The 25,356-nt window shown below is 41.0% G+C and carries 24 protein-coding genes, 1 tRNA gene and 2 pseudogenes; 7 read left to right on the top strand and 20 right to left on the bottom strand.

Features of this window, described 5'->3' with window-relative positions; genetic code table 11:
* Positions 1-2: 2 nt before the first annotated feature.
* Positions 3-3,182: a multidrug efflux RND transporter permease subunit AdeG gene (adeG, locus tag J678_RS04900; RefSeq protein WP_017393823.1), complete on the top strand. Its 3,180-nt coding sequence runs from the start codon at positions 3-5 to the stop codon at positions 3,180-3,182.
* A gap of 12 nt (positions 3,183-3,194) precedes the next feature.
* On the top strand, positions 3,195-4,643 hold the full coding sequence (gene adeH / locus J678_RS04895; protein ID WP_017393824.1) for a multidrug efflux RND transporter outer membrane subunit AdeH: 1,449 nt from the start codon (positions 3,195-3,197) through the stop codon (positions 4,641-4,643).
* A 40-nt stretch (positions 4,644-4,683) separates the two neighbouring features.
* Here the strand turns inward: adeH and glyA are convergent, their stop codons facing one another.
* The gene (glyA, locus tag J678_RS04890) at positions 4,684-5,937 is read right to left on the bottom strand and encodes a serine hydroxymethyltransferase (RefSeq protein WP_002049224.1); all 1,254 of its coding nucleotides are present in this window, start codon (positions 5,935-5,937) and stop codon (positions 4,684-4,686) included.
* A gap of 60 nt (positions 5,938-5,997) precedes the next feature.
* On the opposite strand from glyA, the pseudogene J678_RS23795 reads away from it, so the two are divergent.
* A pseudogene (locus J678_RS23795) lies at positions 5,998-6,075 on the top strand (hypothetical protein); the annotation flags it as partial.
* 108 nt (positions 6,076-6,183) lie between these two features.
* Here the strand turns inward: J678_RS23795 and J678_RS04885 are convergent.
* Positions 6,184-7,413: an alpha/beta hydrolase gene (locus J678_RS04885; protein ID WP_004707800.1), complete on the bottom strand. Its 1,230-nt coding sequence runs from the start codon at positions 7,411-7,413 to the stop codon at positions 6,184-6,186.
* 248 nt (positions 7,414-7,661) lie between these two features.
* On the opposite strand from J678_RS04885, the gene J678_RS04880 reads away from it, so the two are divergent.
* The 3 genes from J678_RS04880 (at position 7,662) to J678_RS04870 (ending at position 9,296) form a co-directional block, all read left to right on the top strand.
* Positions 7,662-8,348 carry a 3'-5' exonuclease gene (locus J678_RS04880; protein ID WP_004707798.1) on the top strand — a complete coding sequence of 229 codons (687 nt, stop codon included), beginning with the start codon at positions 7,662-7,664 and terminating at the stop codon, positions 8,346-8,348.
* Positions 8,349-8,497: 149 nt separating this feature from the next.
* On the top strand, positions 8,498-9,118 hold the full coding sequence (locus tag J678_RS04875) for a hypothetical protein (protein ID WP_004707796.1): 621 nt from the start codon (positions 8,498-8,500) through the stop codon (positions 9,116-9,118).
* Between the two features lie 101 nt (positions 9,119-9,219).
* Positions 9,220-9,296: transfer RNA gene (locus J678_RS04870), tRNA-Arg, on the top strand.
* 74 nt (positions 9,297-9,370) lie between these two features.
* Here the strand turns inward: J678_RS04870 and J678_RS0103830 are convergent.
* The 18 genes from J678_RS0103830 to J678_RS04790 all read right to left on the bottom strand — a co-directional run bounded on the left by J678_RS0103830 (position 9,371) and on the right by J678_RS04790 (position 25,081).
* Positions 9,371-9,568: a hypothetical protein gene (locus tag J678_RS0103830; protein WP_031955728.1), complete on the bottom strand. Its 198-nt coding sequence runs from the start codon at positions 9,566-9,568 to the stop codon at positions 9,371-9,373.
* 234 nt (positions 9,569-9,802) lie between these two features.
* Positions 9,803-10,171, bottom strand: coding sequence for a hypothetical protein (locus J678_RS04865; protein ID WP_017393826.1), 369 nt, complete (start codon positions 10,169-10,171; stop codon positions 9,803-9,805).
* Entirely contained in the window at positions 10,171-10,680 is a 510-nt protein-coding gene (locus tag J678_RS04860; protein ID WP_031955727.1) for a lysozyme, read from the bottom strand. Before J678_RS04860 ends, J678_RS04865 begins: the two co-directional genes overlap by 1 nt.
* Complete coding sequence (locus J678_RS04855; RefSeq protein WP_017394007.1) at positions 10,664-10,930, bottom strand: holin; 267 nt, start codon at positions 10,928-10,930, stop codon at positions 10,664-10,666. Before J678_RS04855 ends, J678_RS04860 begins: the two co-directional genes overlap by 17 nt.
* A gap of 63 nt (positions 10,931-10,993) precedes the next feature.
* Positions 10,994-11,533, bottom strand: a complete 540-nt coding sequence (locus J678_RS04850) for a DUF4376 domain-containing protein (protein WP_017394008.1) — start codon at positions 11,531-11,533, stop codon at positions 10,994-10,996.
* The gene (locus J678_RS04845; RefSeq protein ID WP_031955725.1) at positions 11,530-15,948 is read right to left on the bottom strand and encodes a phage tail protein; all 4,419 of its coding nucleotides are present in this window, start codon (positions 15,946-15,948) and stop codon (positions 11,530-11,532) included. The genes J678_RS04850 and J678_RS04845 overlap by 4 nt, the downstream gene beginning before the upstream one ends.
* A gap of 52 nt (positions 15,949-16,000) precedes the next feature.
* On the bottom strand, positions 16,001-16,654 hold the full coding sequence (locus tag J678_RS04840; RefSeq protein WP_017394010.1) for a tail assembly protein: 654 nt from the start codon (positions 16,652-16,654) through the stop codon (positions 16,001-16,003).
* Positions 16,638-17,393: a C40 family peptidase gene (locus J678_RS04835; RefSeq protein ID WP_032027178.1), complete on the bottom strand. Its 756-nt coding sequence runs from the start codon at positions 17,391-17,393 to the stop codon at positions 16,638-16,640. The genes J678_RS04840 and J678_RS04835 overlap by 17 nt, the downstream gene beginning before the upstream one ends.
* 6 nt (positions 17,394-17,399) lie before the next feature.
* Positions 17,400-18,206, bottom strand: coding sequence for a phage minor tail protein L (locus tag J678_RS04830; protein ID WP_031955723.1), 807 nt, complete (start codon positions 18,204-18,206; stop codon positions 17,400-17,402).
* Positions 18,193-19,362, bottom strand: a complete 1,170-nt coding sequence (locus J678_RS04825; RefSeq protein WP_031955721.1) for a hypothetical protein — start codon at positions 19,360-19,362, stop codon at positions 18,193-18,195. The genes J678_RS04830 and J678_RS04825 overlap by 14 nt, the downstream gene beginning before the upstream one ends.
* 53 nt (positions 19,363-19,415) lie before the next feature.
* Positions 19,416-19,757 carry a phage tail protein gene (locus J678_RS04820; protein WP_000071085.1) on the bottom strand — a complete coding sequence of 114 codons (342 nt, stop codon included), beginning with the start codon at positions 19,755-19,757 and terminating at the stop codon, positions 19,416-19,418.
* Complete coding sequence (locus tag J678_RS04815) at positions 19,750-20,109, bottom strand: hypothetical protein (protein ID WP_000012520.1); 360 nt, start codon at positions 20,107-20,109, stop codon at positions 19,750-19,752. Before J678_RS04815 ends, J678_RS04820 begins: the two co-directional genes overlap by 8 nt.
* 42 nt (positions 20,110-20,151) lie before the next feature.
* Entirely contained in the window at positions 20,152-22,692 is a 2,541-nt protein-coding gene (locus J678_RS04810; protein ID WP_017393123.1) for a hypothetical protein, read from the bottom strand.
* A 58-nt stretch (positions 22,693-22,750) separates the two neighbouring features.
* Positions 22,751-23,152 (bottom strand): J517_1871 family lipoprotein, encoded by a 402-nt coding sequence (locus J678_RS04805; protein ID WP_017393124.1) that lies wholly within the window; start codon positions 23,150-23,152, stop codon positions 22,751-22,753.
* Positions 23,153-23,308: 156 nt separating this feature from the next.
* Entirely contained in the window at positions 23,309-23,947 is a 639-nt protein-coding gene (locus J678_RS04800) for a phosphoribosyltransferase (RefSeq protein WP_171057471.1), read from the bottom strand.
* 157 nt (positions 23,948-24,104) lie between these two features.
* Positions 24,105-24,377: a hypothetical protein gene (locus J678_RS0103825; protein ID WP_017393126.1), complete on the bottom strand. Its 273-nt coding sequence runs from the start codon at positions 24,375-24,377 to the stop codon at positions 24,105-24,107.
* Positions 24,378-24,415: 38 nt separating this feature from the next.
* Entirely contained in the window at positions 24,416-24,763 is a 348-nt protein-coding gene (locus tag J678_RS04795) for a phage tail assembly chaperone family protein, TAC (protein ID WP_031944630.1), read from the bottom strand.
* Between the two features lie 42 nt (positions 24,764-24,805).
* The gene (locus J678_RS04790; RefSeq protein ID WP_228130765.1) at positions 24,806-25,081 is read right to left on the bottom strand and encodes a phage tail tube protein; all 276 of its coding nucleotides are present in this window, start codon (positions 25,079-25,081) and stop codon (positions 24,806-24,808) included.
* Positions 25,082-25,161: 80 nt separating this feature from the next.
* Between J678_RS04790 and J678_RS04785 the strand changes: the two are divergent.
* Positions 25,162-25,356, top strand: a pseudogene (locus tag J678_RS04785) (IS256 family transposase); the annotation flags it as partial.

Genomic DNA, 25,356 nt, shown 5'->3' with positions numbered 1-25,356 from the left:
ATATGAATATTTCTAAATTTTTTATTGATCGGCCGATCTTTGCTGGTGTGCTATCAGTCTTGATTTTACTCGCCGGTCTCCTTTCGGTATTTCAGTTACCGATTTCTGAATATCCCGAGGTTGTTCCGCCATCTGTGGTGGTACGTGCTCAATATCCGGGTGCAAACCCAAAAGTGATCGCTGAAACAGTTGCTTCTCCGCTCGAAGAATCAATCAACGGTGTCGAAGACATGCTGTATATGCAATCTCAAGCAAACAGCGACGGCAATTTAACCATTACGGTGAACTTTAAGCTCGGTATCGATCCAGACAAAGCACAACAACTGGTTCAAAACCGTGTGTCTCAGGCCATGCCCCGTTTACCTGAAGATGTACAGCGCTTAGGTGTCACGACTTTAAAAAGCTCACCTACTTTAACCATGGTAGTGCATCTGACCTCCCCAGATAATCGCTATGACATGACCTACTTACGTAACTATGCGGTACTCAACGTGAAAGACCGTTTAGCGCGTTTACAAGGGGTTGGTGAAGTCGGATTATTTGGTTCTGGTGACTACGCGATGCGCGTGTGGCTCGACCCACAAAAAGTAGCACAGCGAAATCTCACAGCCACTGAAATTGTGAATGCCATTCGTGAACAAAACATTCAGGTTGCAGCAGGTACAATTGGTGCTTCGCCAAGTAATTCACCTTTACAACTTTCAGTCAATGCTCAAGGTCGTTTAACCACTGAGCAAGAATTTGCAGATATTATTTTAAAAACTGCACCAGATGGCGCAGTTACCCGATTGGGTGATGTTGCTCGTGTTGAACTTGCAGCTTCACAATACGGCCTACGTTCATTACTTGATAATAAACAAGCAGTCGCGATTCCAATTTTCCAAGCTCCGGGTGCGAATGCTTTACAAGTTTCGGATCAAGTACGTAGCACGATGAAGGAACTTTCAAAAGATTTCCCATCTTCAATTAAATACGACATTGTTTATGACCCGACTCAATTCGTACGGGCCAGTATTAAAGCGGTCGTTCATACCTTGCTTGAAGCAATTGCACTGGTTGTTGTTGTCGTTATTTTATTCTTACAAACATGGCGTGCCTCAATTATTCCATTGCTTGCTGTACCGGTTTCAATTATTGGTACATTTGCCCTTATGCTCGCTTTTGGTTACTCCATCAATGCGCTTTCACTGTTCGGGATGGTACTTGCTATCGGTATTGTGGTCGATGACGCGATTGTGGTCGTCGAAAACGTCGAGAGGAATATTGAAGCTGGCTTAAATCCAAGGGAAGCGACTTACCGTGCCATGCGAGAAGTGAGCGGACCGATTATTGCGATTGCATTAACACTTGTAGCCGTGTTCGTTCCACTTGCCTTTATGACAGGCTTAACTGGACAATTCTATAAACAATTTGCCATGACCATTGCCATTTCAACAGTCATTTCGGCATTTAACTCACTTACCCTCTCTCCAGCTCTGGCAGCAATGTTACTTAAAGGACATGATGCTAAACCTGATGCCTTAACACGTATTATGAATCGTGTATTTGGACGTTTCTTTGCACTGTTTAACCGTGTGTTTTCACGTGCTTCAGACCGTTATAGTCAAGGTGTCAGCCGTGTTATTTCCCATAAAGCTTCGGCAATGGGTGTCTATGCAGCACTTCTAGGTTTAACCGTTGGTATTTCCTATATTGTTCCAGGTGGTTTCGTTCCTGCGCAGGACAAACAATATTTAATTAGCTTTGCGCAGCTACCAAACGGCGCATCATTAGATCGTACCGAAGCAGTCATTCGTAAAATGAGTGATACTGCACTTAAACAACCTGGCGTGGAAAGTGCGGTTGCCTTTCCCGGCCTATCAATTAACGGTTTCACTAATAGCTCGAGTGCCGGTATTGTCTTTGTGACCTTAAAACCATTTGATGAACGTAAGGCTAAAGACTTATCTGCAAATGCTATTGCAGGTGCACTCAACCAGAAATATTCAGCTATTCAAGATGCCTATATCGCGGTTTTCCCACCACCACCAGTGATGGGCTTAGGTACTATGGGTGGCTTTAAACTGCAACTTGAAGACCGAGGTGCCTTAGGCTATTCAGCCTTGAATGATGCTGCACAAAACTTTATGAAAGCAGCACAATCAGCCCCTGAGCTTGGTCCAATGTTCTCAAGTTATCAAATTAACGTACCTCAACTCAACGTAGATCTGGACCGTGTAAAAGCTAAACAGCAAGGCGTTGCTGTGACGGATGTTTTCAACACTATGCAGATTTATTTAGGTTCTCAGTACGTTAACGACTTTAACCGCTTTGGACGTGTTTATCAGGTTCGTGCACAAGCCGATGCGCCTTTCCGTGCTAACCCTGAAGATATTTTGCAGCTTAAAACCCGTAATAGTGCCGGCCAAATGGTGCCATTATCTTCATTGGTTAATGTAACTCAAACCTATGGTCCTGAAATGGTCGTTCGTTATAACGGTTACACATCAGCAGATATTAACGGCGGCCCTGCCCCAGGTTATTCATCTAGCCAAGCAGAAGCTGCGGTTGAACGTATTGCTGCACAAACTCTGCCACGTGGTATCAAGTTTGAATGGACAGATTTAACTTACCAAAAAATCTTGGCCGGTAATGCAGGACTTTGGGTATTCCCAATTAGCGTATTACTGGTGTTTTTGGTTTTAGCTGCTCAGTATGAAAGCTTAACCCTACCATTAGCAGTTATCTTAATTGTACCGATGGGAATCTTAGCGGCTCTGACAGGTGTCTGGCTGACGGCTGGAGATAACAATATCTTTACCCAAATTGGTCTAATGGTACTGGTCGGGCTAGCCTGTAAAAATGCCATTTTGATTGTCGAATTTGCGCGGGAACTTGAAATGCAAGGTGCGACTGCCTTTAAAGCAGCCGTTGAAGCAAGTCGTCTACGTTTACGCCCAATTTTAATGACCTCTATTGCATTTATTATGGGTGTCGTACCACTGGTGACTTCAACTGGCGCAGGTTCTGAAATGCGACATGCGATGGGTGTTGCCGTATTCTTCGGCATGATCGGTGTAACATTCTTTGGTTTATTCCTCACCCCGGCCTTTTACGTTCTGATTCGTACCCTCAACAGCAAACATAAACTACATTCTGCGGCAGTTCATGAAGCGCCGTTAGCTAACCCACACGATCATTAAGGAGGGCATTTGGTGATTACATCAAAACAAAACTGGTTGTTGTCCTCACTCATGGGAAGCCTGCTCCTTGCAGGCTGCTCATTAGCCCCAGAATATCAACCTGCAAAAGTTATAGTGCCAGTCAAATTCAAAGAATCTGATCCAAAAATTGAAGATAATAACTGGAAGATTGCCCAACCTGCCGATCAACAAACTCGTGGTGAATGGTGGCGCATTTACAATGATGCTCAACTGAATGAACTTGAACAGCAAGCTATCGCAGGCAATCAGAACCTTAAAGCGGTGGCAGCCAATATTCAGGCTTCACGTGCACTACGTTCGGCAGCTCAAGCTGAGCGCTTACCAAGTATTGATGCCGGATTTGGGCCAACCCGCCAAAAGCCGTCTCCGGCTTCACTCGGTTTAGATGACAATGCACATACTTCGGCTCACACCTTATGGCGCGCTCAAGCCAATGTTTCATATGAGCTCGATTTATTTGGTCGTGTAGCAAGTAGTGTCAATGCAGCAACAGCAGATCTACAGCAACAAGAGGCTTTATATCAGTCGGCACTTTTAGCTCTACAAGCAGATGTTGCTCAAGGCTATTTTCTGATACGTCAAATTGATACCGAGCAAGCAATTTATAACCGAACAATCAAATTACTAGGTGAAACACGAGATTTAATGCAGCTTCGTTTTAAAAACGGACTGGTCAGTGAATTAGATGTTTCTCGTGCACAAACCGAACTTGCTACCGCACAAACCACTGCCCTAAATATTGCTCGTAACAGAGCCAGTGCAGAACATGCGCTTGCAGTCTTATTAGGAAAACCACCAGCGGACTTTAACTTGCCAGTTCAACCTTTAACTGCAAATAGTATCCGTCTCCCTACTGGTTTGCCATCAACTTTACTTGAAAGAAGACCCGACATTGCGGCTGCAGAGCGTGCAATGGCAGCAGATAATGCACGTATTGGAATTGCTCGTGCAGCATTTTTCCCAAAACTCAGTCTTACAGGAGCTTTAGGTTATGAATCTTCAAGTTTAAGCGAGTTGGGTAAATGGTCGAGTCGGACTTTTTTACTAGGACCTGTCGCCGGTACTATTTTGTCGTTACCTTTATTTGATGGTGGACAACGTAAAGCAGGCGTTGCTCAAGCACGAGCAGCTTATGAAGAAAGCGTTGCGAATTATCGGCAAACTGTACTAAACGCATTTCGCGAAGTTGAAAATGGTTTATCTGATCAAAGAATTCTCGATCAGCAAATTCAAGCTCAAAACCAAGCACTCTCCTCTTCTCGTCATGCCAATCAACTTTCTCATTTACGTTATCGAGAAGGTGCGATTAGCTATCTTGATGTCATTGATTCTGACCGTACTATTTTGCAACAAGAACAATTAGCAGCTCAGCTGAAAGGTAGCCAAATCATTGCAAGCATCAATTTAATCCGTGCTTTAGGGGGCGGTTGGAGTAGTTAATAAAAAAAGCGCCTTACGGCGCTTTTTTTATATACACAAATTATTTTGCATATACAGGGAATTTTGCACAAACAGCTTCAACTTTTGCTTTTACATCAGCAATAACTTTTTCGTCACCTTTGCTGTCAATCACATCAGCGATCCAACCAGCAAGTTCACGAACTTCAGCTTCACCAAAACCACGAGTTGTTACTGCCGGAGTACCGATACGGATACCAGAAGTCACAAATGGAGAACGTGGGTCATTTGGTACTGAGTTTTTGTTCACAGTAATGTGAGCAGCACCTAACCAAGCATCTGCATCTTTACCAGTTACGTCTTGTTTGATTAAAGATAACAAGAATAAGTGGTTGTCTGTACCACCAGAAACAACATCATAACCACGTGCGATGAATACTTCAGCCATCGCTTGAGCATTTTTCACAACTTGTTGTTGGTAAGTTTTAAAGTCATCAGACATTGCTTCTTTGAAGCAGATTGCTTTAGCAGCAATCGCATGCATTAATGGACCACCTTGGTTACCAGGGAATACAGCTGATTGAAGTTTTTTCTCGATTTCTTCATTCGCTTTCGCAAGGATTAAACCAGAACGTGGACCACGAAGTGTTTTGTGAGTTGTCGTTGTCGTTACGTCAGCAATTTGAACTGGGTTTGGATATACACCAGCAGCAACAAGACCAGCAACGTGAGCCATATCAACAAAAAGGTAAGCGCCAACTTTGTCCGCGATGTCACGGAAACGTTGCCAATCTACAACACGGCTATAAGCAGAGAAACCAGCAACGATCATACGTGGCTTGTGTTCTAACGCTAAACGTTCAACTTCTTCGTAATCGATCTCGCCAGTTTCAGCATTTAGTCCATACTGAACAGCGTTATACGTTTTACCAGAGAAGCTAACTTTTGCACCGTGAGTCAAGTGACCACCGTGAGCCAAGCTCATACCCAAAACTGTGTCGCCTGGGTTAAGAAGTGCTAAATACACAGCAGAGTTAGCTTGTGAACCAGCATGTGGTTGAACGTTTGCGTAATCAGCACCAAAAAGTTCTTTAGCACGGTCAATCGCCATTTGTTCAATAACATCTACATATTCGCAACCGCCATAATAGCGTTTGCCAGGATAACCTTCTGCGTATTTGTTCGTAAGTTTTGATCCTTGCGCTTCCATCACAGCAGGAGAGCAATAGTTTTCAGATGCAATTAACTCGATATGTGCTTCTTGACGCTCACCTTCAGAAGCAATTGCTTGAGCTAATTCTGGATCAAATTCAGAAATGGAAATATTGGCAAACATTAGCGGGGGTCCTATAAATTAGGGCTTTTAAGCCGTGCTAAGATTGCGGCATATTGTAGCATGAACTTTATAATTAAACAGAATCAAGTTAGCTCAGTTTTAAATAAAAATGGCTCAATTTTTATAAAAAATGAGCCATCAAATCTAAAATAATTTATAAACACTTAAAAAGCTTTTAATTAATAATTTTCCAAAGTTAAATTTAGCTTTTCATAGCAATAAAAAAACCTTAAATATCAAATACTCTTATTGAGCTGCCAGCAAGTTTTGTACATTTCCAACAATGTTATCTACATTACTGCTCATTGCCGCCTCATGGTCCCAATTACCCGTTACATAGCTATTAATCTTTGTACCGACGACAGTGGCATTAGATATCAAAATATCAGTAGCTACTTTCGGAACTGTTGTATCTGCTAGCCCCTGATAAATAATAATCGGTGTAGTGACTTTTGCCTGTAAAGGTTGAGAATCTTTATCTAAGAATGTTTTAACTAAAGGTACTGCCATAAAATTAGGTTGTGTACGCGTATATCCATCCAGTGTTCCATTATGCTCTGTAGCATACTTAGTCATACCTGCACCAAAGGCTTGCCCCAATGGCCCTGCACAAACTGTTTCCGCCTGCTGTGCAGTACTTGCTGTTTGTGAAGTAAATACTTGGGAATAATCAAAGCTTGGCTGTGTATTTCGAATGCCGGCTGTCACTAAAGCAGTATATGTATCAAGCTGCGCATACATTGGAATCTTTTTATCCACAGTTGCATTAGCAACAGCCTGTTCACCTGCAATTAAAATAAATCCTAGATTTGAAGCTGGTGCTACCGCTACTGTACCTTTATAGTCTAGCTGCGCACGGCTCGCATATTGTGCAGCGCCCAATGCAGCATGCCCACCTTGCGAATGTCCTACAGTAACCCACTTTTTCGAAGTTAATAAATTCCGTTGTAATAAATAATTGCGTGTTGCTACTACTGCATCGGTAATTGAATAAGCTTCACTTTTAATATTTAAAAATGGATGTATACCTGGTGTACCTAATCCCTCATAATCTGGTGCAACCACCACATAACCCGCTGCAAGAAGTTTACTAATTAAATCTTTAGTACTGTCTGTTAATGCCGATTTACTCGGTGCACATGCATCTGCAACCCCTGTCGTACCATGTGCCCAAACCACAATTGGCCAACCGCCTGCTGGTGGTGGAGTAGTTGGTGTAAATACTAGACTTGTTGCCTGCACCTCTTGTCCACTTTGACCTAACATTTTATAAGTTAAAATACTACTTTCAGCAGCAACCGCTCCTAAGTTAGTACTTGTATAAGCATCGACCTTAACCACTGGATTTTGAATATTATTGGCTGGAGTACCTGATGGATCAGTAGTTGCTGGACTGTCATCGCTACTTCCATCTCCACATCCCGTCAATAGTAAACTTGTGCTAAGAACACTGGTCATGAACAATTTCATTTTCATTCGTATATCTTCCTTAAATTCAATTTTTGTTGTGCTTTAGTTTTTAATGAACATTTTAAATGTCTTACAAACAATTACGCCTAATCTTCATTTTTCGCAAGTGATATTTAATCAAAATGAACAGCGAGATTTTCTACTTTTCAACATAAATTGCATTTGATAGCTCATCTAGCCTTACTCTATGTTTTAAAGTAGATAGCCAACTGTTAAGATTGATGGTTACTTGTAATTGTTTAAAGGTTCAAAAGATGCAAGCCATTATTTTAGATACAGAAACTCATACACTAAATGGTTTGCCTATTGAAATTGCATACGCCCCTATTGAACTTAATGCAGGTAAACTCACTTTAGATAAAAGCAAATTGTTTGATCAGCTTTATCAGGTGGGAGCTCCGATCTCTTATGCTGCAATGGCTGTTCACCATATCTTAGAGTCCGACCTAGAAAATCAGCCTCACTATAAAACCTTTAAATTACCTGATAGCACAACTTATATTATTGGCCATAATATTGATTATGATATTGCCGCAATTGCTCGCTGTGGCGTCGATGTATCTCATATTAAACCGATTTGTACTTTAGCTTTAGCACGTAAAGCTTGGCCAGATGCCGAAGCTCATAATATTTCTGCACTCATTTATATGATTTCCCAAGGCAGCGGTAAAGCTCGAGAAATGCTTAAAGGTGCGCACCGCGCCGACGCTGACATTATTTTAACTGCCAATATTTTGATGCATATTATCTATCATTTAAATATTCAAGATATTGAAGAGCTTTACCAAGTTTCTGAAGAAGCCCGTATTCCGCATACGATTAATTTTGGTAAGCATAAAGGTACGGCAATTGCTGAACTGCCTAAAGATTATATTCAATGGCTTCTACGTCAAGACGAGCTCGATGTCTATTTACGCAAGGCATTAGAAAGCGCATTTTAATTTCCTTAAATAGATGATATTCATAAATTCTTCATCAAATTGTCATTTTTGAGTTTTATCTTTAACCCCATTTATATTTTATTAAGAACAGTACTGTTTGATTGAGAAAAATCAAACAGACTGCTTCATTTTTATATTGGGGAAATACAATGTCTGGTTTTTATCGAACCAATTTGGGAAGAGTTGCGCTTCAACAACGTAATATTACGTTAAATGCAAAACAAAGACGTTTACTTCTATTAATAGACCATGAAGATTTTCAAAGTCTCGATACCGAGTTTAAAAAGCGGATCGCCCCACCAGAACTGATACAACAGCTCATTGACTTAAAACTAATTGCACCTTCTAGTGAAAATTATTCAGAGTTACCTGAACAAATATCTCCCCAAGAGTCATCTATAACAACTAAAGAAATACATCAAAAAAATGTTGATGAGAATAAAAGTAATGATTTAGTTGGAGAAATTCAGGTTCCTCAATCAACGTCTGCGCCTTCAAATATTGAAAATAACCAACCAAGCATTCCAGTTCAACAGCTCTCTTTTGAAGAAATACAACAGTTGATGAAGCAAAGCTTAAGCCAATACTGTGGCCTTATGGCAAAGCCACTTATTCAAAAAATAGAGCAAATAAAAACACTTCAAGAACTTAAAATGTGCCAAATGCAATGGATTACCAGTTTGCAGGAATCACGTATTCCTCCTCATGAGCTAGCACATACGCTCCATTCTATTAATTATTCAATTCAGCTTATTCAGCAACGCATCTAAAATAGAACAAGCTGCTGTTTAATTAAGCATTAAACTCACTTGGTACGTATTTCGTGCTTTACCTACCGGTGTTTTTTTCCTATGATGTGCCCCACACATGTGCGCTCGTAGCTCAGTTGGATAGAGTACAGGTTTCCGAAGCCTGGGGTCGTGGGTTCGATCCCCGCCGGGCGCACCAATCTATTTTATAAAATCAATAACTTATATATATTTTGGCGTATATTTGGCGTAATGCGCTATTTATCCACAGGTTTAGAGGTAATTTTGCTTCTTATCAAAGGTCCATCTTTTACCGTTGTAAGTCACGGTGCCGTCCAAATTAATCGGCAACTCTTTTAATGAATAGTCGTAGATTTTAACAACATTCCCATTCTTATCTAAGTCAGCGGGTAGATTGCAAGTATTCTCCATCCTGCCCGCTTCCGAAACCATGATCATTAATTGCTGCATGATAAAACCTCGAGAGAATATGAAATGAGAAAAACTTTGCTCAAAATGTGCAATTATCCAGATTATTGAGCAAATAATTGCACACTAAAAAGTCATTACTCAAGAGCCTTCACAAGCGCACCGTGTCTTGCTTTGCAGTCATTATATTTTGCAACTGTATCAACTGACCAGATCATTAAATCTTTGCCCGTTGTTCCTGCCAATTCATTTAGATTTGGGCATGGTTGAATAAGATTAGCTGGTATTACCGGCTTTGATAAGATCGTTGATTTGGTACACCCCATCATCATCAATACAGCTAGACTTATAAACAGGACGCTCCACCATCTTTTGCACTTCACGCTCAATATATTCGACTTTAGTGTTTTGCTCTGCTTTGACTTGCTCATAGTCTGCGCTCACTTTATTGATCTGATTTTGCTTTTCTGCAAGAGCTTTCAAATTCTTGCGCTCAATCTCTTGGATCTGAGATTGACACTTTTGTTCAGCTTCTTTTAGCTGACCAGTTTTGTAATTGAGTACGGCCAAAGATATGGCCAATAAAAAAGCGAGAAACACAATAATGATTTCTCGCCAATATTTAGCAGCAAATACAATCCACATCACTGCGCTCCTATACATTTTGCGTGTCGTTCTACTTGTCTGGTCCAAACCCCGTAGCAACCATTTTTGCGAATAGAACAATCACGCTTTGCAACATACTTATATTTAAGTAATGAGTCGCAAGCTGCCTTATACTTCCCTACCTTTAGATTTTTCAGCATTGATGAGCTAGACCATGCACCAATCCCGTATTGATACGTGAAATCGAGGTATAGGTCATATTCAGTTTGTGATAATTTCACGCCCTTCAATGAATCTTTAAACGCGACTTCACGCTTAGCCACATCATTTCGCAACCACTTATCTGCGGTCGCACGTGTAATTGGTGGATCTGTCATTTTTACGGGTGAGCCATCTGGTTTGAATGTTGAACCATGGCCCTGTGTTGGACGATCCCCTTTAACGGGTATTACTGGCTTTGATGTAAACCCTTCATCGTTTTTTACGCCCACAAAAAAAGCAGCCGAAGCTGCTAAGACTGCTGCAATATATTTAGTCTTGTTTGACATTACAGTCACCTTTCTTTTCTAAGCTTTCTAAATAAGCTTTCAGTGCAATTTCATCGCGCTTATTTTTCTTTTTGGCGTAATACCAGTTCATTAAAAAACCAGCTAAACCAATGATGATACTGACCCAAAATGCTAAATCGATTGACCCGATCCACGCCGAAACTGCTCCTGCCACACTTCCCCCGTATGTTGCACCCTTACTGGCCGCCAAAGCGGTCGATGTATCTATAATTTGCTGATTGTCTGCCATGCAGCCCCCTAATTTCGGCAATAAAAAAGCACCCAGTTGGGTGCTATCTAAGAAATTTCTAAATTAAAAATTTACTGCTTCAATTTCTTCATATGTCAAAGCAGTTTCAATTTTCTGTCGTGCAATACGCCCTCTTTCGTGAACGCCTGCAATATGTGCCTGCAAAGCAGCGTAAAGCTCTTTAAGCTGCTGCGCTGTCAATTCAACTGTTGAGTTATCTGCAAGTGTCCATGTTTGATCTACCTCCGCAGCAGCCGCACCCATGATACGACCTTGTGACACTTGATCTGAGTCATAAATATTGCCCTCAAACTCAAAACCACCAAACTCAAGTTGATCTCGCATGACTTTAATCTCGGCCCACTTCTGGGCTTTGATTTCATCCAGGGTGCGAGGGTCAATCCATTGCTTTATGTCATAGTTAAATATGTGGTACGGGGATGGCTGAGCAGGCATCTCTACCCACCCACCCTGATAAAACATATTTGAGCTTGGCGGGTCATCAACCGCAACTCCATCTTTCGGGGTGTTTAAAACAACTGTTTCTTCATTTGCATAAATCATCTGAAGAATTTCGCCATTTTTTGAAATAATTGCTGTCATTTTTTCAGCTCCAGCGCAACAAAACGAATGTTATTCACACCGAATACACCTGATGGGTGATTCAATACAACTCTTATTGCTCTACTCCCTCTATTTGCAAATCCAAGCTTAAGAGTGTAAGTCGTAGTACCAATTGTGTTATCAGTGTCTATTATCGCAAGAGCGTTTATAGCTCCTTCAAAATAGAATCCAGATTGACCAAGCACTTGTGTCGGCGGCACTTCCGCTCGCCCCACCAGAACAGACCCTTTGTATACAGAAAGCACTAATCTGAGCATCAATCTGTCATTTTCACTAAGATTGCCGTTGTCTTGAGCATAAGCAGTCAAATATGCAGATGCTGCTACATTACAAGAAGCATCAAATCTGCATTGCCCTCCTTGTCTATTTAGCGTTATCGTCGCAAGCGGGCTAAACTTTGCTTCCCACTCGGTCAATTGAGCAGTGAAATCAAAGTATTGCGGGAAAAATTCCCCAGTGGTCCGTACAATATTTGGGTTTGAGACTCCAATTGGCACTGTAACTGCTTCATTTTGAATTTTTAGCGTAGTCACCGCCAAATCATCAATCTTCCCACTAGTCACCGCCAAATTATCAATCTGCGCAGATTTCACAGCCAAGTCTTTAATATGGGACGTATCAATAGATGCATAATCCATAAATGCGGTTTTGAGATAAGCCCCTACCGGAAATACCGTGCCTGTGTTTGGGTCGGTGTAAGGCGTATTGCGGAAAATGAATGGGTAATAACCAGTGCTATCACCTGAACCAATCGCAAATGAATCAAAGTTCAGAATAAAATCAGATTCTTTGCCATCGTTAGCACCGCCCCATCCTGCAACTTTGCCGTTTACGTCAAGCTTGATGTACTTTTGCGCATACAAGCCGTTTACTGATTCGCTCACCTCCTGAATTGATGCGGTGTTTTGACCTACGGTTGTTTGCAAGGTTGTTGTTGCTTGCACGTTTGCAGAAACAGCATCAGCATTCGCTTTGATTTGTTGCTTGTATAAAGCATCGTTTTCTTTAATCGTTGCAACAACTTGATCTGTACGTTTAGATTGAGCCAAATCGCCTTCAATACGTGCAGATTGCTCCGACCATACGCCTGCATAACCTCCCTCATTACCAATTAACTCGGATTCCGAGCCGATTAAAGGCGGGTTAAGCTGTGCATATACGCCGTCAATTCTCGTAGTCTGAGCAATAATCTTATTATCAACATCTTTGATATCTGATTTAACTTGATCAAGTGCACCAGTTGATGCTTTATCATCAAGCTCAAGATTAATGGAATCAATCGCTTCGGCATTTGCCGATGATTGCTCAACTGCTACCTGTGCAGATTGGCGTACAGTTGCAAGAGCACTATCATTACTTGCGATATACGTATCAATCTTTTGAACTGTTACTTTATCGCCTTCAATTCGCGCTTCAACTTCTTGCCGTGCGTAAGCACGTAAATCATTAACTTCAACAACTGTCGTATCAATACGCTTACTAAGTGCTAAATCCCCTTCGATCATTGCCGATTGAACAGACCATGTGCCAGCGAAGCCCTGATCATTACCGATCAAATCAGACTCAGATCCAATCAAAGGTGGATTTAACTGTGCATATACACCGTCCGTTTTTTCTGCTACAAGTGAAAGATCATTCGCAACAACTTGAATGTCTTGCTGAACTGCTGCAATACCATCTTCACTTGACTGTTTAACAGTATTTACAACTTCAAGAACACCTTCATCACCATCAATAATTTGCTGTGATAAACCATCTTTGGCTTGCTGAATAGCGTTTTGTCGATCAATGACTTCTTGTGCAATCCGATCTTTCGTATTTTGAATATCTTGCTTAATTGGTCCAATTTCAGCATCAATAGTCTCAATATGATCAATCTTGGTTTTAAGATCCTGACTAAGTTGTGTTTCACTTATTTGATTGTTCAAGAGCTCAAGAACATCTGTTGCATCGGCAGAAGTTGTCGCATGAGTCCAGTCCGACCATGATCCAATGTTTCCAATCCTATCGATCAAGCGGCCACGATAAAATTGAGTCAGATTTGGCTGCAAGCCTTGAATCGTATGTGTGGTAGTTGGATAAGCGAATAAGCCCAATTGAGTAATGTTGCTGGTACCATCCGGTGAAACCTGAATCTCGGTATAAGCTGTATCTAGAGCACCAGTTGCAGGGAAACCCCAATTCAGTTGAATGCCAAATAAGATTCCTGTCGCTTGGATAAATGCCAATTTTGGAGGTAAACCCTGCTTACCAGAGAGTTCAGTCAAAGTTGAATAAACTGGTAAAGAAGCGATCTCAAATGCAGAAATCGCTGTTACACGTGCTTGATACTGCCCTGCATAAATGCCTGGTACTTCGACTGAGTTGTTGCCAGTAATTGGCAGCTTAATCCAACTACCATCATCTTTACGCCACTCAACCTGATACTTAACTGCACCTTTTGCTTGCGCCCAGGACACAATCATTGTTGCTACGTTAATTCCCTGGTCTACTCTGCTTTCACTTGTAATCGTTAAATCAGAAACAGGGTCTTGTAGTGACGGGTTCACAATCGAAATCGGAACCTCATCAAAATAAGCACCTTTATCGATCGCATCAAATTTGGCTGGGTTATATTGAAGTGCAGTCACTGAAAATTGATGACTTTCGTCTTGAGTAATCGAGATCACTCGAAACTTCATTGTTGCTAAATCTTGGGCATCCATTACCCACACATTTTGAGTAGCAATAGCGTCAAACTCATGAGTAACAGTAACAACTCGACCAGAGATAGATTGAACAATACGCGCTTGAGCCTTTCCATCCTCGCCATTAATAATCAGCCTGTCACCGGCAACTGCGACCACATCATCACGGTCAAGCGTAATGCTTTTACGATCTGCTGAAATAGCTGATACACGACCACCATTTGCACGACCTGCAAATAAAGGATCAGCAACTTCAATCACTTTCCCCGGCAATGGTATATAACCGTCCAGACCAACCTTGAAGGACACAGTACGTGTTTCAAGTTGCTCAGACTCTAATGCCCACCAGCCTGCTCTCTGCGCTTGTCCACGCGAAGTGCATCCCCAAGCATCAATTTCCAAAATACGAACTTGGCCGGCCTCAGCAATCGCCTTTTCATCGCGAACAAACTCATATTCGGTTTTGTAGTGATTAGCTGGGTTATCCCATGCAATTTTTACAACATTATGTCTATCTCGAGCACGGGTTCCCGCGTACTCAAAATTGCCATCAATAACATTAGCCCGGGTATACGTGAAGTAAGTATCTTGGGGAATATCCGCATCACAAATAATGCTATTACCATCCCAAAATGTGATAGCACGGAATACACCAGCTAACTTAGTTAAAATCTCAAATGCACCTTCGGCACTCTGAAGATAAACGTTACAAGTAAAGCGTGGTTCTTGACCGCCCAACCCATCCGGCACCATTTGGTCACAGTATTGTGCTAAACGATATAAAGACCACTTATCAACCATTAGCGGGGTTAATCGGTCACCCAAAGCATAACGGTCTACGGTGCATATATCGTAATAGATCCAAGCTGGATTATTGGAATATGCCTCTTTGAAAGTACCGTCCCACATTCCAATATACTGACGTGTAACCGGATTATAATTTGTAGGGACTTTTAGGATTCTCCCCTTCGCATCCACAGCAACTTTAGCAACGTTTCCAAAGGTCTCGGCATCGTATTGAAGGCCCAATAATGCTGTGTTTGGGTAACGTAATTTCGCATCGATCACTTCTGTAACAGCTGCAATATACATCTTGTCGCTGATATATTCAGAAGATGAGTTCGGCGTCAGACGGCGTACACGTACAAGCCAACCAGAATCAGCTCGAGGCAAATCAATGCGGTGTGCTCGCTCGTAATTTGCAGAAGTCTTATCTGAAATCTTGGTTTTTAGTACTTCAGTCCAGACACCTCCATCAGTCTGTAAATCGATTGCGTATTCGATCGTTACGCCTGATACATCACCATTTGTAGCATTCTGAGTACGCAAAGGACCCCACTTTAAGCGCAAACGAACAGCATCAAGATCAAGATTACTAAAAGCTCGAACCCATGGCGTTTCAGACTTTAACTCCACATCGATGGCGGTTTCACTTTCGACTGCTGGAAAACCCTCAATGTATTCCTGATCATTAGTACCATTTCTAAAATCAACTTTTACATTTTCAAAGTTAAGGCTTCCATCTGCATTCTGAAGTGGAGTTTCTTCTAAATAAATTGACTGAAGCCCATTAGCTAAACCTTCAATCTCGCCTTCAGCTAAACCATATAGAACCTTGATAAAAGTTTTCGATTGTGCAGAATCTGGTGAAATGACAGGTTGCCGTTGTTTTTTACTGCCTTTTTTTGCGCCTACTACTGCATTCATAAGAAATCTCACGCAATAAAAAAGGCGCTAGAAAGCGCCTGTTAATTAAAATTTACATCTGATCTTCTGGATATTGACCAGCACTGATAATGAAGCCGCCGATTTCCCGTTGACCATAAAGAATTGGAACAGGATTACCTTGTGCAACTGTAGTTACTGCACCGCCAAAGCCTTTGTTGGCACGGTTGCCGTCTTGGTTTTGGTCTTGAGTATTATCAATTTTTGGCATGAGCATTGATGCAACCCCTCCCATAGCCATGCCAGCACCTGCACCTATCAATGCAACCTGAGCAGCCTGACCAATACCTGGTATAAATGAAGCAGCTATCAGAATCGCACCAAGTACAAGTTGCAAAATCCCATTATTGCCACCAGCCCCCATTACACGCGGGACGATATGAATAGTGTCTGCTTCAGTATTCATGTCTAGCTGCTCTTCACCGATGTTATCGCCGGTAATGAGCCGCTTAGTTTCGTGGTCATAAATCGCTGGGCGTTTCTTGCCTCGCTTATTACTTGAGTTCTTTGATTTTAAAAATACGGCAAAGCGTAGGCCTTGCTCATGAGCATGCAACATAAAGTGTTCAAAGCCAGCGATCTGAACAGATAATGCACGCATGGCTTCACGTGTATTTGCGACATCGAGCTTAAATTCACGACCGAATTTTTGCCCCAAGATGCCGTACAACTTAATTGTTTTTAACATCTCTATGCCTCAAGATTTTTACCGTTCTGGTTGACCATTGCGGTCCATAGATTTCACGTATAGATTTACGGCCGTGAAGCTGATGCAAAATTAATGTATTGCCAATACAAGGTTCGGTATCTTCGGACTTCAGCATTGCATTATCACCAAGCCAAATAATGCAATGATTTGGGTGTTCTGTTCGTGGTACTCGGCAAATCAACATATCTCCATATTGCGGAGTGTCCACTTCATAGAAACCGGCTTTCGGAAAGTTATCAATCAATATTGACGGATGATCTTTGTCCTCCCACCAGCCATCTTTTCTTTCAAAGTCTGGCAACTTAATACCTAGCTCACGATCATAAAAGTCACGGACTAGTGCATAACAGTCCTGATAATGATGAATATAATTACGCCCCACTAAGGGGGCGCGATAACCACAAGGTTCATAAACTTGAAAATCAAGATCCGGATATGAACAAATTACCCACGGCTTTTGATGTAACTCAATCTGAATTAAGTCTAGTTCTGAGGCTCGTGTAGTTCCGTCAGGGTGTGAATGCACATACGCTAATATCTCGCCCTGGTCTTCTGCTATAGCTAAATCTTCTGGATGGATTTCGAATTGATCAGAGTTTTTAGAAATATTGCGACAAGGAATATATTGCTTATCAATAATCACCCCACAGCACTCGTGTGGATAGCATTCATCAGCATGTGCCATGATTGCTTTTTTATGTTTTGCCGTCAGTTTCATAAAACCTCACAATAAGCTTGAAGCCGGGAAACCACCAAATGGCAGCGGTTTATTTTCACCAAATCGCAATCGGCAAGAACGTAAACGTCCTCCGCATCGATCAAGTGCCGGATTATCAGTTGGCTCATCTTTATCAGTGAACATTGCTACACCTGTGTAACCGCATTCCTCACCCCGGTACTTCCCGACCATGCACCAATGACAAAGTGAAGTTATTTGGCGAACTGGGATTTTTAAACCCTCAAAATCGATTGGATTGGACAGCTCGAAAGTCACTTGTTGTGCATTTTCAGATGTCTTTTGCTCGATGTACCAGATTTGCTCTTTTGATTCATTCGATGCAGTTGGGTTACCCACTGTAAAGTTTTCGGCATCAAGATATTTAGCAAGAGTGGTAATGACTTTAAGCTTTGCACCAGCAAAGTCTTTAAACTGCAAACAGTAAGCAGATACAGCATTTTGAATGCCGTTGATATTGTTGGCCATGCTTAAAGTTGGCGCTGAAGCTTTACCATCTGAACGCATTTCAAGCCCAGATACTTCCAAGGCCATTGGCTCAAAAACTTGACCTTGCCAGATAATATTTCGGTTCCATACTTTCTGATCACCAGTGTCAAAAATCTTTCCAATGCTTCCTGAATCTGCACCGATCAATCCTTCAGATCCGATGGATGAGTAAATTTTTTCCCAATCTTGAAAAGCTATATGCCCGTGGAAACGTAAAATGCCAGCTCCAAGTGAGCTGGCATCTAGTTCATACAAATGGATTAATCCATCTACATATAGTTTCTGGAAATCACTATTCAGGGTCATAAGTCACCTCGTCATACATTGGATTTCCATCTTTGTCTAAGACTGGCACATCATCAAAAACAGGATTTCCTTCACTATCAACTGCTTGAACCCATTCAAAAACTGGCTCACCATTTTCATTAATGACTGGTTGATTTGATAGGATGGGTGTGCCGTTTTGATCAGTCTGAATGTGGGTTACTGGCTTTTTATAGTTCTTGCCATCCACAATTACAGCTTTTCCTTCATCATCAAATAAATCTTCGTATTTAGTGATATAAGTCAGCTGCGGAGCATATTTTACTTGCTGGACCATACGCGGTTGTTTTTCAGTACGTGGAATTTTTCTGACGATTGTCTTCTTGATACTGTTTAAACGAATATCAATCCAGCGCGGCTCACCATTTGCATTGTTCGGAATATCGATTGGTGCATCAAGATTCGCAACAATATCGCCTTCATCATTTAGCTTTTTCTTGAAGGTCTTAATTTCAAGATCACCGTTTTCTAAAGTTTGATATTCAACTGCACAAATTTTATTGCCGTGAGTGTCGGTCGGAATTTCAATCCACCAACCTTCTTTAGCAAAACCGGATGATCCTTTAACAAGGTAATGACCAATGCCTAATTTCTCAAAAGAGAGGGGTTGTTCAGCAGCTTCATCGTTAGGTTCAATTTTATCTGCAAACAATTTAACAACCGGTGATGCTGACTTAATGAAGCCATTACTGTCAGTAATAGTATTTTGAGTTGTATGAAAAATATATTTATAAGCTTGTTGTGATTGAAGGGTTTTACCATTCTCTAAATTAATTTTGTAATAAAATGGAGCGGACGTATTAGGATCAGATGGAAAACCTAATATCCCTAACAAGTTTTTACCCGCAGAAGCTGACTGTCTTATCAAAATTCCTGAATGTCCACCATTTTCAATGCAATACATTCCATTTGGCAAATTTGATATATCTTCACTTGGTGGAACATATCTTGTATTTTGAGTTAAACCTAAACCAAAAGCACCGACTTCCATCACATTCCCAGCAGCAGTACCTACATAACGACTAGCTGCATGGGTATTATTTGTGAAGTTTTCATTTACTTTTGCGCCAGTTGAACGGAAAGTATCACCGCCTGCGCCAGTCGGAGCTGAACCAAGATTAACAGTTTGAATCGTCATTTTCTTACTCGCATAAAAAAAGCCCCTAAAAAGGGGCATCAAAGGGGTTTAAATTAAGGGTAAAAAACTTGGGTGAAAGTCGTTGAGATTTGCCAAACATCACCACCCAAACAGCGGGGTTGATATTCACCTGTTTTAACTCGAACCTCACCATCTAAAGGCGAATCCCAAAGAAACGAGTCAGCTCCTTTGTGATCATCAAAGAATGCTTTGATTTGCATAATTTCGGCTTTTTTTGCTGTCCGTGAATATTGCCAAGTACCTGTTCGGTTATTGATTCCTATTGAGACATTTTGCTCATATCCATCACCAAACTTAGATGACAAAGTATTAAAGCTCTGTGAACCTGAATTACCCTCTAAATCTTGGCACCAAGTGAATTTACGATTACTCATCTTTTTTTGACCACTCAACTTTCATACTAACCGGACTATCTTTAAAACGTTTTTTGCAACTTTCTAGATCCTTCGTATCTTGATCTGGAGCGAATAAACCTGCCCGCCTACTTTCACGAACTCCCCATTCTTTTAATTGCTTGTCCATTAAGTCAGCAATTTTAGTACTCTTAGATTGTTTTTTAAAAATGAGGGTGAATGACAATCCAAAGACGAAACCCGTTGCATATTCAATTAGATTAAAATCAATTAAATTTGCACTTATGTAGAAAACTACAGCAATCAATAAAGCAAGCAGAAAAGTCATAATGTACTTTTTCACTTTTGTACTCCCATTAAAAAACCCACTCATTCGAGTGGGTTTATTTGGTTTTAAGTGGTTAAACTTGGGTAATTAACGTCTTACAAGATTAAATAAGACACCGCCTTGACGACTTTCACGTCTAGCCCAATCGTTCATTGCATTATTCAGAGATTCAGCAATTTGCTTTTGCCCTTGTGTATTGACGCTTGCGGATCCATCAGCAAACGTAATTTGCTGACTAATTTGCACATTGCCCTCATTAGACCCGTTTTGACGATTATTTAAATAATTCGTCAAATCTTTGTTCTGTTGAGGGTTTAATACACGTTCACCACCATCTAAAAGCCATGTACCTTCACGCGGGATATTATCTATACCGTTGTGGGCCATACCTTGGATTGTTTGAGCTGCAATTAAACCAACATTGGCATAACCCAAACCTAAGATCATTTCAGAGTATGCAGTTTTTTGCGCAAGGGTTAGCGCACTCGGATCTGCTAACACCTGTGCGGCTGCCAAATGAGTTGATACTAATGCTGAAGCAGCAGCGAACATTTGCTGCATTAAGAACATTGCTTTGTATGTTGCAGACTGCTCACCAGCTCTTTCTTTAATCATCTGGGTCATATCCCCCCAGACAGAAGAACTTTGTGAAAGCAATGCTCCATACATACTTAAAGTTGCATTATGCTGATCGTCAATGAGTTTGCGAGCATTGTCATGATAATCAACATCGAGGGCCTTCATTTTCGCTATATGAGTAGCTTTGGCCTGTTCTAATAATTCATAACGCTTTTGAGCATCAGCTGGATTATCATAATCGCGGTTAATTTGGTTTACATTATTTGTGTACGCGTCAAGTTCAGCGTCTTTTGCCTTACGTGATGCTACATTCATGCTAGCAATGTTATATTCGTGACCTTGCCCAAATCGGCGCGATATCGATGAAAGCGCAATAGCATCCTCAGCATCAGCCATCTGTGCTAAAAGATCATTTTTGTATGAATCGTATTTTTCACGTTGTGCTTGCTTGAATGCAGCAACATCACGCTTGTATGTCTCCTCTGCCTTAGCTAGATACAAGTCACGTTTAACTGGATCTTTAGCAAAAGCCTCAGCAATCTTTTTCTTGTCTTCTTCATACTTCAACTTAATTTGAAGCTCTTTATCTGCATATTGCATGACAATTGATTGTTGGGCTTTCTCTAATTGTTCCTGTTCGCGTCTAGCTTTATCAAGCTCTCCCTTATTACTCTTAGGCTTCTTGATTTTTTCCTTCTTTTCTTTAGGATTTAAAGCCTTGTTCTGTCCAATACCAGAAGTCACGCCACCCTTAAGATTCTTAGTCCAATCTAGTTGAGCTTTGCGGTTATTAATGATTGCCTGAGTTAAATTGTCATAACTGCCAGCTTGATTGTTTACAATTCCTGAAATTGATGTGTATGCATTTTTTACAGTACCAGCAACATTTTTTGCAGACTGCTCTAGTAGAAGCCCATTATTATTAAATCCGTTTACTAGCGCCTTACCCTTGTCTAAGAAAGTTGGTGCATTCCAGAAATTAACAGCGGTTTTACCGATATTGCCCATTACATCCATAGCACCAGCAATAATCTGGACAATCGCTTTAATACCAGCTGATAATCCAATTAGAAGTGATGCAGTAGTTTTTGCAGCAATTCCGACAGCTTCAATAATTCCTGAAAATTGCCCTCCCTTTCCAGATCCTTCTAGGAAGTATGCAATTAGTGAACTTAAAGCAGGCATAACAGCTTGAGCAAGATTATTCTTTAAAGCTGAGAATTGCATATGCAAGGATTCAGTCTGAGATGCTAAAGCAATCGACTTTTCTATAGCCTCTTGACCTGTAATGATCCCAGCATCTTCCATGGCTTTTTGGTAGTCCTTCCACAGAGCACCGCCATTTATAAGCAAAGGCACCAATTTTGTGAAATCATTACCCATGTTTTCTAGGTAAAATGACATTTGCTGTTGGTTTAATCCAGCTTCTTGCAATTTGTCTACATAGAGCTGAAGAGCTGAAACCCCATCCATCTTAGACATTTGTTCAGCAAGTTTTTTAGCCCCTTCTGCACCTTTCTCAGTTTTAACTGCGATCTGCTCGAAAAAGTCCTTACTTTCACCACCTCCAACCGAAGCAAACTCACCAATTTTTTCATTAAAATCTTTGAGCATATCAGAGAGTTGTTCTTGCGTTACCCCATAAGTTGCTGCTGCCCCAGCTAACCCCTGAAAGGACTGTATAGAGGTATTTGCTAATGCAGCAAAGCGAGCTAACTCAACATTATTCTTTGCAACTTCAACAGATAAAATCGCCAATCCACCAGCCGCAACTGCTGCACCACCAATAGCCATGCCAGACAAAGCTGCTGTAGCCATAACGATTCCACCACGCATTGCACCAAGCTTGGTGGAGAAGTTCTCAATGAACGACCCAAGTTGTGTGCCACCTATGCTTTGATTTAATTGATCGCTAAATCCCTTAAATGCATTCGACATGTTTTTAGCAGTATCTTTAGCTTTCCTCTCTGCTTGACTCATGCCGCTTTCGAACGACCCCAATTTCACTAAGAGGTCTAGGGTTAATCTTCCAAGTGAACTTGATGCCATTACTTTTCTCCGGACAATAAAAAACCCGACACAAAGTCGGGCTCTGATATTTGTAAACTTATAGTTCTTTAGCGCATTTCGAAGAAGCAGCTTTTAAATCACTATCTTTCTTATATGCCATAGTGATATTAAATGCAGTGACGGTAGTTTTAGCCTCCAACACGTCTTCAGATAATTTTAAAACTTTTAGGATCATCCCATTTTGTGCAAATAACTTTCCATCGGAATATTTAACTTTATTTAAAGTCACATTACCGCTTGTGTCCTCGCAAAGTAAACCATTGCCATCATCATTTAATTTAATTGTTGAAAGGCTTGGCCCTACCGAAGTAGTCCAAATTCCCGTAACCTGTGGTTTTGTTGGCACAACATCACTAAATTTATTATTTAACATCTGGTCAACAGGTGTTACACAACCACCCAAAACCAGCATTGGCACAAGAACAAGTAATTTCTTCATGATTTAACCATTTGTTATAAAGTTTATGTAATTTAACAAGTGGTTAATAATGGCGCAATAAAAAACCGCTATCTCTAGCGGTTCTTTGTGATCCACATAAGCGGATTCTATTTTGTTCTGAATTTTGTACTATCTGAAACAACTGAAAGACGATTTCTAGCTTCCTTCATGGCTGCTTTGAAATCCTGCCTCAATGAGACGACTTCGGATGACGTCAATTGATTCTGGCTTTTTAAAGTGACCCAATTCCCCTTGGGTGAGGTATTCAAGCGGGAATCCGAACTCATATTGCCACCACTCAGCTAATGTTGGATGTTTTGTCTTTACAGTATTAATCATACTTTCTTTTGGGACTAAGTCAATTGATGGCACGTGAAATCCAGTAATTGCAATTGCCATAACAACCTTCCCACCCCGTGATTCTATAAAACCTTTTAGCGCTGCAAGCGTCCCACCCATTGCTACAGTATCATCTAGAATTACGTAGTTCCGCCCTTCAATAACAGCACCATCAAATCGAGGCTGCCTTACAATTCGCTCATAAGATCCTGCATTTGTGTGGTTTGCTCTAACTGTTTGAACAATATCATCGCAGACTTCATACCCGAAATAAGCTCCTAGCATTTCTGCCAAAACTGCTGGAATTCGGTTTTTCCCTAAGCTCTCTTGAGCAAGAACTGGAACAATTATTGGATGATAAACACCAATCTTTGAATGAATATTTAGAAAGTCTTCTAACTCAAGAACTGCTTGTATTAAACGAATTGCAGCATTAACGTCCCCTCCTTTAGCCAATAAATAGTCCTCAGGAGAGCCATTTTTTAAGGAATTAAGTGGTTTCAACACACAAACAGGAGGAAAATCTCCCCATGGAGTTCTTATATAGTTATGGGACATAAAACTAGGTTTGATAAGGTTTTCTGAATCTTATCAAACCATGCAAATGATTCAACTACTGCGTAGTGTTGGCTCTTAAAAAGCTCTCCAAATCCTGCGGCTCAGGTTTGCTTTCATGAGGCATAAAATCTCTAGGATCTGCTGCTTTGCTGCCTTTGCCTCTGTTCATATTCCTATAAAGGGCCATAAATGAGCCTATAACCTGCTCTACCCTGCGCCCAGTATTTAAACTTCCACGCATCCTAACATATTCACCCCAAAGACGTATTTCAGAAAGAGTAAGGTTCATTTTTACAGATTCGATTGAGTTCCCCCCAATTCCATTCATTGCCAATTCCATCAACAATTCTAGATCGGGGGTTATTTCTACTTTCCCTCGCTATTTTTCTTAATCTCATCAAGACCAATAATCACTGGGAACAAAGCATTTGCTAGAGGCTGAGTAAAGTTCTCTTCAACCTGCTTTTTAGTCAAGTAAGTATCGCCATTTTCGTCAACAAGACATAATGAAACCCATTCAGCAAATACGTTTTCACCTTTTTGCAGGCGTGTATACAGTGGCTCAGTCACTGCAAATGGTAGCTGTTTAAGTCGGACATCCACTGTTTCTGTTTTGCCATTGTGCAGAAACTCTACTACTGCTTCACGGATTTCACCGATCAATGCACCTTGTGCAATATCTTTTAAACTTAATGCTGTAGTTTTCTTAGCCATTTTTCTTTTCACCATAAAATAAGCCCCTTTCGGGGCGCTTGATTAAGCTTTAGGAATAATTTGAACGCCAGTGCTACGCTGCATAGTGACTTGGTAGCTTACGAGTGAGTCAGCTTCAAATGTTGGGGTTGAAGGAGCAAGTGTTGCTTGGAATGACCAGAAGGTACGAGTAGTTGGCAAAGTTACAGTGCCAGTTGTGAGCGTTGGTTCTGCTGTGCCATCGCTACCACCAATGTAAATTGTTAAAGGGGTACGAGCAGTTGCCAATTCCAAAATTTTTAAATGACTTTCTTTTTCTGGATCTAGGTTAAAAGTAATAGAACGGGACTGTTCTAAATTTTGTGTAAGTACTTAATTTTCATTTATCCTTCAGAGGATAATTACAAAAGGTACTTCACATGGATGAAGCAACAATCAAAAGTATGGCTGCCGAATTGGCTAAAGGTCTAAAAACACCAGAAGACTTAAACCAAATGACAGCAGTCTTTAAAAAATTCATGATTGAAACTGCACTCAATACTGAACTTTCAGACCATCTCGGTTATGAAAAGCATCAGCCCAAGAAAGGCTCAAATAGCCGTAATGGGTTTAGT

The organism is Acinetobacter sp. 1424608 (assembly GCF_000588255.1).
GTDB classification, from domain to species: Bacteria; Pseudomonadota; Gammaproteobacteria; order Pseudomonadales; family Moraxellaceae; genus Acinetobacter; species Acinetobacter nosocomialis.
Note: the sequence above shows the minus strand (reverse complement) of the source record. Positions and strands in the feature narration are given on the sequence as shown.